Origin of the sequence: Methylobacterium sp. BTF04 (assembly GCF_010692745.1) — a bacterium.
Taxonomy (GTDB): Bacteria; Pseudomonadota; Alphaproteobacteria; order Rhizobiales; family Beijerinckiaceae; genus Methylobacterium.
This window is the reverse complement of the sequence record NZ_JAAHTB010000022.1, coordinates 22,693-34,925: the sequence shown is the minus strand read 5'-3', so window position 1 is coordinate 34,925 and position 12,233 is coordinate 22,693. Positions and strand designations below refer to the sequence as shown.

The window sequence follows — 12,233 nt, the reverse complement described above, 5'->3', positions numbered from 1 at the left end:
CGGTCGCAGGTGACAAGCGCCGTCGCGGCTGATTCTTATGGGGCGTTCCCGATTCGGGACGGCCACCACCGAGACGCATGTCAGCAGCCCTCGCCCACGCGATCCTGCCCCCCGACCGGCGCCAGTCGCCAACCGCGCTCCACGTCCAGCGCGGCGTCCGGCGGCTGTTTTCCGACCTCGGCCACGTGACGATCCCGGAATTCTCGCTCGCCAACGGCCGGCGGGCCGACGTCATCGCCCTGTGTCCGGCCGGGCGGCTGACCATCGTCGAGATCAAGTCGAGCGTGGCGGATTTTCGCGCCGACCGGAAATGGCCGGATTATCGCGATTTCTGCGATCGCTTCTATTTCGCGATCCCCGAGACGCTCTCGACCACGCTGACGCCGGAGGATGCTGGTCTCATCGTCGCCGATGCCTTCGGGGCCGCGATCCTGCGCGACCCCGCCGACCATTCCTTGAGCGGAGCGCGCCGCAAGGCCGTAACCCTGCGTTTTGCCCACAGCGCAGCCCGGCTGCTGCATGCGCTGGCCGATCCCGGCGCGATCCGCGAGGGTGTGCTGTGAGGGGCTCGCGTTCGTCGCTTTGCGAGCCAGAGCCCGTCGTGCTCGAAGCCGACTCCTAAACCTGCCCGCTCCTCCGGCGCGAAACCGTGGCGAGCGCCGCCAGGTCCTTGTCGCCGTCGCCATGGCTGATCGCCTCGATGAGGCCGTCGCGCAATACGCTGGCGAACGGCATCGGCACCCCGACCTGTCCGGCCGCCGCGAGGGCGAGGCCGATATCCTTGGCGCCGAGCCGGAGGCCGAAGCCCGGCGGCTCGTAGCGCTCGGCCGCAATGGAGGCACCGTAGCCTTTGTAGACCGGAGAGGCGAACAGGGTGTTGGTCAGGAGATCGAGAAGGTCGGCGCCCGCCACTCCATGCCCGTGCGCCAGGGCGACGGCTTCACCCATGGCCTCGATGGCGGAGACCAGCAAGAAGTTGCCGGCGAGTTTCACCGCGTTGGCTCGGTGCGGTGCCTCGCCGAAGCACCAGGTCTTGGTGCCCATCGCGTCGAGCAGCGGCTGCGCCCGAGCGATGGCGGCAGGATCACCCGCCGCGACGATGTTGAGTGCGCCCTTCTCGGCCATTTCGGGCCGGCCGAAGACCGGAGCGGCGACGTAAGGGATGCCAGCATCGGCATGCAGGGTGACGAGCTCCTGCGCGAGCGCCACCGAGATCGTGCTCATCGACAGGTGCAGCCCGGGCGGGCTGGCATGAGCGAGTAATCCACCTTCGAGGAGGACGGCGCGCAGGGCCGCATCGTCGGCCAGCATGGTGATCACCGCGTCACCGCTGAAGGCCTCGGCCGCGGTTGCCACCGGACGCACGCCCTCCAGGCCCTCGGCCGCCGCGGGAGTGCGGTTCCAGACCCGGACATGGTGCTCGGCCCGCACGAGGCTCGCCGCCATGCCACGGCCCATCCGGCCCAGTCCGATCACGCCGACATCCATGCTGGTCACTCCGTTGCTGCTCGCTCGCTCAGGCAAATACCGTCACTCAATGTCCGTTCAGGAACTCGAGCATCGTCGCGTTGAAGCGATCCGTCGCCTCCATGTGGACGAGGTGGCCGACGCCCGGAATCACCTCGGCCCGGCCATTCGGCATCCGGGCTGCAAGAGCCCGTGCATGGGCCGCGTTCTGGCCCATGCCGGCGCGGAGCTCCTGCGGTGCGAAGGGCTTGCCGGGCGCATTGTGATCGTTCTCGCCCATCACGAACAAGGTCGGTATTGGCAGCAACGGGATTTCGTGGACCACCGGCTGCCCCCAGATGATCTGGTAGGAGTTGATGAAGGACTGGAGCCAGCGCGGATACTCGCCTGAGCCCTTCACCCGCTCGCGGAGGGACACGAACGGCTCGATGGCGGAGGCTGGCAGCGACAGGGCATAGTTCGTCATCAGCTGGTTGCGGTAGGAATCCGCCGTGGCGTCGCCCTCCAGACGCAGCAGGGTCTCGTCGGACACCGGCGGCACCGAAAAGCGGTAATCCTCGAGACCGATCGGGGCCTCGAGCACGAGGCTGTTGACGCGGGCGGGCGCATTGCGGGCGATCCGGACCGCGAGCATTCCACCCATGGAGTGGGCCACCACATCGACGCGGGGCAGCCCCAGCGCGTCGAGGAGCGCCACGGTCTCTGCGGCCATCACGTCGAAGCTGAACGGCCGCACCGGCTTCGAGGACTTGCCGAAGCCGAGTTGGTCCGGGACGACGACGCGGTAGCCGGCCTTCGTCAGCGCCTGGATCACCGGCTGCCAATAGCTCGACGGAAAGTTGCGTCCATGCAGCAGCAGCGCCGTGCGACCGTTGGGCGTGCCCGCCGCCGGCACGTCCATGTAGGCGAGACGCTGGCGCTCACCATCGCGGGTCAGGCCGAGGAAGTACACCGGATACGGATAGGCGAAGCCCTCCAGACCGATCCCGATCGGGGTCGCCTCGTCGGCCCGCGCGACAGCCGGCGCGACGGCGAGACAGGTGGCGAACAACAGGGCCGCGATACGCATGAAGGCTTTCTCCGAAGATCGCATACCGCAAAGACAGCGCGCACGCGTCACCGACAGGTGACATAGGGCACTTGCGAAAGGCGGTGGAGACCGTCAACGGGTCGAGGCGATGACGAACGCGGCAGGAACGCCCGACCAAGCCACCTCCGACCAACCGACGGACGGCCTGCCGATCCGCGAACGGATGCTGGCACTCCTGGCAATCGGGCTCGCCATGACCATGGCGGTGCTCGACGGGGCCATCGTCAACGTCGCCCTGCCGGTGATGGCCAAGGACCTGGCCGTCGATCCGGCCGCAGCGATCTTCGTCACCAACAGCTTCCAGATCGCGGTGACTGCGGCTCTGCTGCCGCTGGCGTCCCTCGGCGACATCCTGGGATACCGCAAGGTTTACCTGGCGGGCCTCGCGCTGTTCACCGCGGCCTCGCTCGCCTGCGCCCTGTCGCCCTCGTTGAGCTGGCTCGTCGCCGCGCGTATCGCGCAGGGGCTGGGGGCGGCGGGAATCATGAGCGTGAACATCGCGCTCGTGCGCTTCATCTATCCCCACCGGCTGATCGGGCGGGGCGTCGGCAACGTCGCGCTCATCGTGGCGATGGCCTCGGCGGCCGGCCCCACGGTAGCGGCGGGCATCCTGTCGGTGGCGACGTGGCCGTGGCTGTTCCTCGTCAATCTGCCGGTGGGAATCCTGGCGCTCACCGTCGCCGCCCGGACTTTGCCGGTGACGCCGACGAGCGGGGCCCGCTTCGACGGTGTGAGCGCGCTCCTCAACGCGTTGACCTTCGGGCTGCTCATCATCGGCGTCGATGGCCTCGGCGAACCGGGCCAACGCGGCATCGCCCTGGCCGAGATCGCGGCGGCGCTCGCCATCGGCACCGTGTTCGTGCGCCGGCAATTGCGGATGACTGCGCCGCTCCTGCCGGTGGACCTCCTGCGGATCCCCGCCTTCGCCCTGTCGATGGCGACGTCTATCGCCTCGTTCGGGGCGCAGATGATGGCCTACGTGGCGCTGCCGTTCTACTTTCAGGACGTGCTGCATTTCTCCGAGACGCGCACCGGCTTCCTAATGACGCCGTGGCCCATCGCCATCGCGCTGGCGGCCCCCCTCTCGGGCCGGCTGTCGGACCGCTACGCGCCGGGATTGCTCAGCGGCTTCGGGCTCGCGGTGCTGTCGGCGGGTCTCGTGGCGATCGCACTACTGCCGGCCGGCGCCTCCACCGTCGACATCGGCTGGCGCCTCACCCTGTGCGGCCTCGGCTTCGGAATGTTTCAGTCACCCAACAACCGCATCATCGTGACGAGCGCGCCGCGCGCGCGCAGCGGCGGGGCGAGCGGTATGCAATCCACTGCCCGTCTCACCGGCCAGTCCCTTGGGGCGGCCCTGGTGGCGGTGATCTTCGGTTTTCATCACGGCAGCGATCCGGCTGGGCCGGTGGCCACGGCCCTGTGGTGCGCGGCCGGGCTCGCGGCCTTCGGCGCGGTGGCGAGCGTGATGCGGCGCGTGCCGGAGGGCTGAGCCCCTCGGTCGAACGCGCGGCGTGGCCTGCGTCGGATCGCGCCTTCGGGCGTTGGTTCGGCACAGGCACAACCACGGAGGTTCCCATGGATATCGACCTCACGGGCCGGCGCGCCCTCGTCACCGGCTCCACCGGCGGCATCGGCTACGCGATCGCCAAGGCCTTGGCCGCACTCGGCGCAACGGTGGCGATCAACGGGCGGACGCAGGAGCGTGTCCGCGATGCGATCACCAAACTGAAGGGCGAGACCAGCACCGGCGCCTTCATCGCGGCGCCCGGCGACGTGGCCCATGCGGCCGGCGCCGAGCGGGTCCGCACCGGGCTGCCGGACGTGGATATCCTCGTCAACAATGCCGGAATCTTCGAGCCGAAACCCTTCTTCGAAATTCCGGACGAGGATTGGCAGCGCTTCTTCGAGACCAACGTCATGAGCGGCGTGCGCCTGTCGCGGATCTATACCCCCGGCATGGTGGAGCGGGGCTGGGGCCGCGTGGTTTTCATCTCCAGTGAGTCCGGCCTCAACATTCCAGTGGAGATGGTCCATTACGGCATGACCAAGACGGCGCAGCTCGCGGTCTCGCGCGGACTCGCCGAGACCGTCTCGGGGACCGGTGTCACGGTCAACAGCGTGCTGCCCGGCCCGACCCTCTCGGAGGGCGTTGCCGAGTTCATGACCAAGATGGCCGCACAATCCGGCGAGACCGATCTCGACGCGATGGGCCGGGCGTTCGTCGCCGAACACCGCCCGACGTCGCTGATCGGGCGGCTCGCCACCGTGTCGGAGGTCGCCAACATGGTGGCCTATATCTGCAGCCCGGCGGCGAGCGCCACGAGTGGCGCGGCCCTGCGGGTGGATGGCGGCGTGGTCCGGAGCATCGCCTGATCCCGCCACGTCGGGTCGGCGTCTTGAAACCGTCTCCCGAGGGCGGTATCGCCGACCCGATGACGACGGCTGCGAGGGGACGGATGCCATGACCGAGATTCGTCCGCGCCGCAGCCTGCTCTCCATGCCCGGATCGAATCCGCGAGTGCTGGAGAAGGCGCAGGGTCTATCCGCCGACGCCGTGATGATCGACCTCGAGGATGCGGCGGCGCCGGAGGTGAAGGCGATGGCGCGGGACGCGGTGGCCCATGCTGTCGCCGCCCGCGCCTTCGGCCGGCGCGAGGTCGTTGTGCGGATCAACGCCCTCGACACGCCTTGGGGCGAGGCCGATCTCGCGGCCATCGCCCCGGCGGGACCGGACGCGATCCTGGTGCCCAAGGTCACCGGGCCGGACGCGCTAGTGGCCGTCGGCTCGCGCCTGCGCCGCCTCGGCGCGCCGGACCGCACCCGCGTCTGGGCGATGATCGAGAGCCCGATGGCGCTCCTGCACATCGCCGACATCGCCAGTTCGGCCCGCGACGTCGACACTCGGCTCGCCTGCCTCGTGCTCGGCCCCAACGATCTCGCTAAGGCGAGCCGGGTCCGCCTCGGAGTTCCGGGGCGCCCGGCTCTGATGCCCTGGCTGATGAGCGCGGTCGCGGCGGCGCGTGCCTACGAGATCGACGTGATCGATGGGATCTACAACGCATTTCGCGATGCCGACGGCTTTAGGGCGGAGTGCGAGCAGGGCCGCGATTGCGGCTTCGACGGCAAGATGCTGATCCATCCCGACCAGATCGCCACCGCCAATGCGGTGTTCGGCCCCACGCCGGAGGCCATCGCCGAGGCTCACGCGATCATCGCGGCGTTTCAGGCTCCGGAGAATGCCGGGCGCGGCGCCATCGCGTTCGAGGGCCGGATGATCGAGCGGCTGCATGCTGCAGAGGCCGCCCGCATCCTCGCCATGGCCGACGCCATCGCGGCGCGCAGCGCGTGAGCGCGAAACTCGCGGTCGCATTCCGGCTTCTCGATCCGCGCCTGCCCGGTTGGGGGTTCCCGCGCTGGGGCTCGGCCTCGGCCGCCGGGCTCGACCTGCATGCCTGCCTCGACGCGCCGCTCAGCCTGGAGCCGCAAGCGCCGGCCGTACTGATCCCAGCGGGTTTTTCCGTCGCGATCCACGATCCCGACTGGTGCGCGCTGATCTATCCGCGCTCCGGCCTCGGCCATCGCGACGGCCTCGTGATGGGCAATGGCGTCGGCGTGATCGATGCCGATTACGAGGGGCCGTTGATGATCTCGGCCTGGAACCGCAATCCGCCGCCGAGTCCCGGTGCGCCGCAGGCCGCGATCACGATCCTGCCCGGCGACCGCATCGCGCAGCTCGTCTTCACCCACGTGACCCGGCCGGACTTCACGGTGACGGATGCCGTGGCGGATTCTTCTTCTAATTCTTCGCCTACCGGCCGGGGGCAGGGCGGGTTCGGCTCCACGGGCGTGCGGTAAGGGCGCCGCTTCCAGGGCGCGGCGCTGCTCGAGTGCCTCTCTGATGTTGCCTGTTCACTGCGTTCCCCAGCGGCTTGATGGCTGGCGATCCGCACCCTCTTAAGCCCCCGGCAACCCATCGCGCTTAACCCGGCGCTTCCGTCGAGTCCGGCGTCGAGACAGGAGCCTGAGGGTTGCGCGATCCGTTCGTTCCCGATGTTCTCGCCGAACGCTTGCGGGCCAAGCGCCGCAAGGGCGTGGCTCTGGATGCGCTGGCCTACGAACCGGCCAAGCCGCTGTTTGCCGAACTCCTCGACACCCGCGGCCACGGGACCGGCCAGTTCGTCCGGCTGTCGCAGGGCATGGTCGAGCGTATCACGCGCTCGCTGAAGCAGGCGTGAGGATCAGCGGTCGCAGCCGATGCAGATATCGCGCACCACGCGCTCGTGTTTGGGGCCGGTATGCTGGTTGGGCAGTTCGCCGTCGAGAACCCGGGCCGTGGGGCGCGGAGGTGGCAGCGGCAGCGGCCCTGCCGGAGGGACGACTACCCGTGGCGCCTCCGCGGGTGCCGCGTGGTTCGTGAGGGCCATGTACTGGGCCAATCCGGGGCTCGACCACGCGAGGCCGAGGATGACAGCGCCCATGGCGAGACGTCGCGTGGCCATTCGGTAGCCTCCGGTCTTCGATGCCTGCGCCGGAGCGGCGACGCGACCGACACCTTGGCTGGAACGGGGCAGGGGGACGGATCGTTCCCCGAGCCTTTTGCCGCCAAGCCATGTGGGACCGTTTGACTCCAATGCGCCACGGGCCCGCGTCGGCTCATTGGGCGCGGCAGAGAGGCCTATCGCAGGCCGCGTTCGCCGGCGATCCGGTCGTAGGCGGCGTTGATGACGGCCAGCCGCCGCGTGGCGATGGTCACGGCCTCGGGCGGCAGACCACGGGCGATGGCCCGGTCGGGATGATTCTCGATCACCAGCGCCCGGTGACCGGCTTTCAACTCGGCATCGGTGACGTCGTGGTCGAGTCCGAGCACCAGATAGGGGTCGTCCGAGAGGCTGACATGGCGGGCGGCGATGCGGCGGAAGGCGGCCTCGTCGAAGCCGAAGGCTTCGGCCACCGCGCGCAGGTAGCGCTCCTCAGCCTCGTGGATCGCGCCATCGGCCTTGGCGATATGGAACAGACCGTCGAGCACGTCCTCGAGCAGGGCCGGCTCGTCGTGGAAGGTATTGGCCATCTGGCGCGCATAGGCTTCGAAGCCGTTGGCGGTGCCCTTGGCGAGGTCGAACAGGCGCTGGACGCCGGCGCGCTCGCGTTCGCCCACCTGCACGACTTGCGCGAACGCCTCGATTTCGGCCGGCGTCACTACCCCGTCGGACTTGGCCATCTTGGCCGCCAGCGCCACGAGTCCGGTGGTGAACACCACGTCGCGCGGGGTCGTGCCGAACAGCGCCCCTTCTCGATCGACCAGGAAGTGACCCGCGACCCCGCCGACGAGACCGCCGAGCGGGCCGCCCACCGCGAGGCCGATACCGGCCCCCCCGAGCTTGCCCCAGATGCCCGTGCTCATCGCAAGGCCCCGGCGGATGACGGACAAACCCTTGCGAGCGGCAGGCAGGCGGCAAGGGGGCCGGCAAAGGGGGGGGGGAGTGGGCGAAAGGTCATGGAGAGCCGGAATCGAAAGTCGTATCGCGCGTCCTTACACCCGGCACCACGGCTTGCGCGATGCCCTTCGCGCGTTCGATCACGGCCTCCGGTCGCGCGTTCGTCCTCGGTTCGTCTAAAATGGGCCGTTTTCGGCCTCAGGGCCGGCCGCAGATGCCGACCAGCCCCTGGCTCTCGGCGGGGCACGACACGCTCACCGCGGTGCCGGCCCCCGGCGTGATGAGGGCGGAGCCGCCCTTCAGGCAATAGGCCGAAATCAGAACCTCGGTGGTCTCGCATGACAGCGTGCAGCCGCCGGCCGGGCAGGTGTCGACACGGACGGTCCGGAACGGGGACGACGTCGCCGTGGCGGCAACGCCCACAGCGCCGGCTTCGCCCTTGGTGCCCGCCTGTCCGCGCTCGCCGGATTGTCCTGGCGTACCGATCTCGCCCTTCTGTCCCGTCTCACCCTTCGGACCGGTTTCGCCCTTGGGGCCGGCGGCGCCCTGAGGGCCGGGGAGACCCGCTACGCCCTGTGGTCCGGCAGGGCCGGTCTCGCCCTTCTGGCCGGCTTCGCCCTTGGCGCCGTCCTCGCCCTTGGGGCCGGGCTGACCGGCAGGGCCGCAATTGGCGATGACTGCCTCGCGCTCGTCGTCGCCCGCCTTCAGCGTGGCGATGCAGTTCGTCGGCACGTAGGGCAGGCGGAAGACGAAGCGGCCGCGGCTGTCGGCGATGATCGAGATATCCTCGTCGAGCACCACGACGGTGCCGGCCTTGCGCACGCTGCCGGAGATTCGCAGATCGCCGTTCTCGAAGCGTGCATCGTAGACCTGGATCGGCTGGGACGCGGCCTGTGGCTGGCGCGGCTGCGCGGTTTTGACCGCCGCACGAGGCTGTGCCGTCTGTGCGACGGCCTGACCGATTCCGGTGAGGGCGGCTAGGCCCGACAGGACCACGACGGCGCGATCGAGGCGCATGGACTTCTCCCGGCTGATCCGCGTCTGGTGCGCGGCAGGGTGAGAGTGCTGCCCTGCCGCCGCCGCAGGGTCAAGCCTGGCCGGACGTGCCGAGCACCAGCGCCGCGACGGCGTTGTCCACACTCATCCACAGTCCTCCACAGGCCAAGGCACTGGCCCGGCGAGAAAATTTCACCGGCCTCAAAAGTCGGTTGAGAATGTTCTTGTTTTGTTCCTATCGTGGTTGGAGCGGAACGGAGCCGATGACACAGGACCCGACAGATACACGGAATGACCCCGAGAGGCCGCCGTTTGCCTCTGCAACGATCGCCGCCTTGCGCGGGCTCGTGGCTGGCGGAGCCGCGGGTCCCGGCACGCGTGGTGTCATGCCGATGGGCATTCACGCCATCGATATGCGGCTCGCCCCTGGCGGTCTCGGGCTCGGGCAGTTGCACGAGATCGCGCCCGAGAATGCGGGCGACGAGCCGGCGGCACTGGGCTTTGCCCTTGCCCTCGTCGCGCGTCGGCTCGCACGGATCGAGGGCGAGGCGCTCCTCGTCACCGCGCGCGGGCATCCGAGGCCCTACGGCCAAGGACTTGCCGGCCTCGGCCTTGATCCGGGCCGGGTGTTGCTGTTCGAGGTCGACGGTGATCGGGACGCCTTTCGGGCGGTGGAGGAGGCCCTGCGCGCGACGGGGCTCGCGGCGGTGGCCGGCTTCCTCGATGCCGGCCTGCCGCTGGCGCAGAGCCGCCGGCTTCATCTGGCCGCCGAGCGCACCGACCTGCTGCTCCTCATGCTGCGGTCATCGGCTGTCGAAAGTCCCAACGTGGCGGCGACACGGTGGCGGATCGCCGCCGGCAAGGCCCTGCGGGACCGCTTCGGCTGCATCGAGCGCCCGTGCTGGCAGGTGCGGCTCGAGCGGAGCCGCAACGGGCGGATAGGAGACTGGCTCTTGGAGTGGGATCATGCCGCGCATCGTTTCGGTCTGGCTGGAGCATTGGCCGGTCACGCGGCTGAGGCGGATGCAGACCGCCGGCGTGCAGGGCGTTCCTGACACGGGTCCGATGGTCGTCGCGGCGATGGAGGCCAACGGCCTGCGCCTGACCTCTGTGGATGCCACCGCCAGTGCTTTGGGCCTGAGCCCCGGCGAGCCCCTGGCGCGTGCCCGCGCCCGGATCGGTACGCCCATCGCCGTCCATCCGTCGGACCCGGAGGCCGATGCGGCGGCGCTGGTGCGGCTCTGCCTGTGGGCCAAGCGCTACACGCCGACGATCGCCGCCTTCGGGCCGGCTGAGGGACGCGACGGGGTCTTCCTCGATGTCCAGGGCGCGAGCCATCTGTTCGGCACCGAGGCGGACCTCGTCGCCGACCTTTCGCTGCGCTTGGCGGTGGGCGGATTGCCGGCCCGCATCGCGCTTGCGGATACGCCGGGCTGCGCCTTCGCGCTCGCCCGCCACGGCGGGGGTGGAATCGTGACGCCAGGGTGCAACGCTGAGGCCCTGCGTTGCATAAGCGTCGCGGCCCTGCGCCTCGATCCGGCCCTGGCGCAATCCTTAGCCCGACTCGGGCTGCGCCGGATCGGCCACTTGATGGACGCGTCGCGCGCGGCCCTCGCCCGACGCTTCGGTGAGAGTCTGGTGCTGCGTCTCGATCAGGCGCTCGGTCTCCGGCCCGAACCGCTGGTTCCGCTGGACGAGCCCCACGACATCTGCGCCACGCGCGGTTTTCTCGAACCGATCGGCCGGCAGGAGACCATCGTCGCCACCGCGACCCGCCTGATGGAGGAGCTGACCCCCCAGCTCGAAGCCACCGGCCTCGGGGCGCGTGCGCTGCGATTGACCCTGACCCGCGTCGATGGCTGCGTGCGCACCCTCGATCTCGCCGTCAGCGTACCGACCCGTTGCGCGCGGCAGGTCGGACGCCTGCTCGACCTGCGCCTCGATCGGCTCGGCAGCGCGCTCGATGCCGGCTTCGGCTTCGAGACCGTCAGCCTTGCGGTGGTGTCGACGGGCCCGATGAGTGAGCGCCAGATCACCCTGGTGGAGGGACCGGCGGAGGTGGAAGGGCCGGGCTGCCTCGTCGATGCCCTGCGCCAGCGCATCGGGCCGCACCCGCTGCGCTCGCACGCCTTGGCGAGCCATCTCCCCGAACGGGCGGAGGCCGTCCTGCCCTGGAAGCCCGTGATCGGGCGTCACATCGGTGTTTCCACGCCCGAAGCAGGGCCCAGCGCGAAGTCCCTGTCTTCCGGGACAGGGAGCCCGCTCGATCCGATCCGTGTGACCGCAAGCCGGCTGCCGCCACGTCCCCTCGTGCTGCTGCGCCGGGGCGAAGCAGTGGAGGACGTGATCGCCCTCGTTCCCGACGGGCCGCCCCAGCGCTTCCGCTGGCGCCGCCGGCTCCACCGGATCATCCATGCGGACGGCCCCGAGCGCATCGCCGACGAGTGGTGGCGCGGATCGGCACCGGTCCGCGACTATTACGTGGTCGAAGACGAGGCTGGCCGCCGCCTCTGGGTCTATCGCGAGGGGCCTTTCACCCTGCAGAAGCCGGTGCAGTGGTTCGTGCATGGGTTGTTCGCGTGAGCAGGCATAATCCGCAAGGATCGGCGCGTCGTCATCCCATTTTCAACTCATGGTGGTATAAGGCGTCCTCGGTCCAAGAACGCAGGAGCCCAGAATGATCACCGCGCTGGCGCAGGCCCCGACCCGGCCGCTCGGGTCTGCGATACTCGCGGTCATCCTCGGTTCGGTACCCGGCGTCGCTTTGGCCGATCCCGCTCGGGACGGGTTCATCGCGACCCATCGCTGCGCCATCGTCGAGCGCTTGCGCAGTATTCACCTGCGCGGCCCACGCTCGACCTCCAAGGACCGTTTCATCGCCGTGAGCATCGCCAGTTCCGAGGAGAGCTACGTGCAGTGCATGTACTTCGATGAGGATACCAAGATGCACTGCGAGGCGTCGTCCGGCGCTTACGGCCCCAAAACGAAGGACGCTCGTTTCGTGCTGTCGCCGCTTTCGGTTTCGGCCCTCCATCGACTGGGCTTCCTCCAGGACGATCCCGACGGAAACTACGAGCGCACGCTCGAGATCGGCACCCCACCCGGTTTCGGTGTCGCGGCCGATCTGATGCTCGGCGCACTCCATGATGCCTATGGTGCACGGGTCGAGACCAGTCTCGAAGTCTATGCACCGATGGCGGTTCTTCCCCCCGATGCCTGCCCCCCGCCGGTCAGCTGAGACC

General features: G+C 69.5%; 14 protein-coding genes. 9 read left to right on the top strand and 5 right to left on the bottom strand.

Going from position 1 to position 12,233, the window contains the following annotated elements; genetic code table 11:
• Nucleotides 1-77 precede the first annotated feature (77 nt).
• Entirely contained in the window at nucleotides 78-563 is a 486-nt protein-coding gene (locus G3T14_RS14430) for an MmcB family DNA repair protein (RefSeq protein ID WP_163643236.1), read from the top strand.
• Nucleotides 564-618: 55 nt separating this feature from the next.
• Here the strand turns inward: G3T14_RS14430 and G3T14_RS14425 are convergent, their stop codons facing one another.
• Both G3T14_RS14425 and G3T14_RS14420 read right to left on the bottom strand, forming a co-directional pair.
• Nucleotides 619-1,488 (bottom strand): NAD(P)-dependent oxidoreductase, encoded by an 870-nt coding sequence (locus G3T14_RS14425; RefSeq protein ID WP_163643235.1) that lies wholly within the window; start codon nucleotides 1,486-1,488, stop codon nucleotides 619-621.
• Nucleotides 1,489-1,534: 46 nt separating this feature from the next.
• Entirely contained in the window at nucleotides 1,535-2,536 is a 1,002-nt protein-coding gene (locus tag G3T14_RS14420; RefSeq protein ID WP_163643234.1) for an alpha/beta hydrolase, read from the bottom strand.
• Nucleotides 2,537-2,645: 109 nt separating this feature from the next.
• Between G3T14_RS14420 and G3T14_RS14415 the strand changes: the two genes are divergently transcribed.
• The 5 genes from G3T14_RS14415 (at nucleotide 2,646) to G3T14_RS14395 (ending at nucleotide 6,795) form a co-directional block, all read left to right on the top strand.
• Nucleotides 2,646-4,049: an MFS transporter gene (locus G3T14_RS14415; protein ID WP_163643233.1), complete on the top strand. Its 1,404-nt coding sequence runs from the start codon at nucleotides 2,646-2,648 to the stop codon at nucleotides 4,047-4,049.
• Nucleotides 4,050-4,135: 86 nt separating this feature from the next.
• Nucleotides 4,136-4,933 carry an SDR family NAD(P)-dependent oxidoreductase gene (locus tag G3T14_RS14410; protein ID WP_163643232.1) on the top strand — a complete coding sequence of 266 codons (798 nt, stop codon included), beginning with the start codon at nucleotides 4,136-4,138 and terminating at the stop codon, nucleotides 4,931-4,933.
• Nucleotides 4,934-5,021: 88 nt separating this feature from the next.
• On the top strand, nucleotides 5,022-5,909 hold the full coding sequence (locus tag G3T14_RS14405) for a CoA ester lyase (protein WP_163643231.1): 888 nt from the start codon (nucleotides 5,022-5,024) through the stop codon (nucleotides 5,907-5,909).
• Nucleotides 5,906-6,415, top strand: coding sequence for a dUTP diphosphatase (gene dut, locus G3T14_RS14400; protein WP_163643230.1), 510 nt, complete (start codon nucleotides 5,906-5,908; stop codon nucleotides 6,413-6,415). Before G3T14_RS14405 ends, dut begins: the two co-directional genes overlap by 4 nt.
• A gap of 173 nt (nucleotides 6,416-6,588) precedes the next feature.
• Entirely contained in the window at nucleotides 6,589-6,795 is a 207-nt protein-coding gene (locus G3T14_RS14395; RefSeq protein ID WP_163643229.1) for a hypothetical protein, read from the top strand.
• 3 nt (nucleotides 6,796-6,798) lie between these two features.
• Here G3T14_RS14395 and G3T14_RS14390 read toward each other — a convergent pair whose 3' ends face one another.
• The 3 genes from G3T14_RS14390 to G3T14_RS14380 all read right to left on the bottom strand — a co-directional run bounded on the left by G3T14_RS14390 (nucleotide 6,799) and on the right by G3T14_RS14380 (nucleotide 9,012).
• Complete coding sequence (locus G3T14_RS14390; RefSeq protein ID WP_163643203.1) at nucleotides 6,799-7,059, bottom strand: hypothetical protein; 261 nt, start codon at nucleotides 7,057-7,059, stop codon at nucleotides 6,799-6,801.
• A 176-nt stretch (nucleotides 7,060-7,235) separates the two neighbouring features.
• Complete coding sequence (locus G3T14_RS14385; RefSeq protein WP_163643228.1) at nucleotides 7,236-7,961, bottom strand: TerB family tellurite resistance protein; 726 nt, start codon at nucleotides 7,959-7,961, stop codon at nucleotides 7,236-7,238.
• A gap of 232 nt (nucleotides 7,962-8,193) precedes the next feature.
• The gene (locus tag G3T14_RS14380) at nucleotides 8,194-9,012 is read right to left on the bottom strand and encodes a collagen-like protein (RefSeq protein ID WP_163643227.1); all 819 of its coding nucleotides are present in this window, start codon (nucleotides 9,010-9,012) and stop codon (nucleotides 8,194-8,196) included.
• Between the two features lie 371 nt (nucleotides 9,013-9,383).
• Between G3T14_RS14380 and G3T14_RS14375 the strand changes: the two genes are divergently transcribed.
• The 3 genes from G3T14_RS14375 (at nucleotide 9,384) to G3T14_RS14365 (ending at nucleotide 12,229) form a co-directional block, all read left to right on the top strand.
• The gene (locus tag G3T14_RS14375) at nucleotides 9,384-10,046 is read left to right on the top strand and encodes an ImuA protein (protein WP_246733346.1); all 663 of its coding nucleotides are present in this window, start codon (nucleotides 9,384-9,386) and stop codon (nucleotides 10,044-10,046) included.
• Nucleotides 9,958-11,574 carry a DNA polymerase Y family protein gene (locus G3T14_RS14370; RefSeq protein ID WP_163643225.1) on the top strand — a complete coding sequence of 539 codons (1,617 nt, stop codon included), beginning with the start codon at nucleotides 9,958-9,960 and terminating at the stop codon, nucleotides 11,572-11,574. The genes G3T14_RS14375 and G3T14_RS14370 overlap by 89 nt, the downstream gene beginning before the upstream one ends.
• Nucleotides 11,575-11,668: 94 nt before the next feature.
• A complete protein-coding gene (locus G3T14_RS14365) occupies nucleotides 11,669-12,229 on the top strand; it encodes a hypothetical protein (RefSeq protein ID WP_163643224.1) in 561 nt (186 codons plus the stop codon).
• Nucleotides 12,230-12,233: the final 4 nt, after the last annotated feature.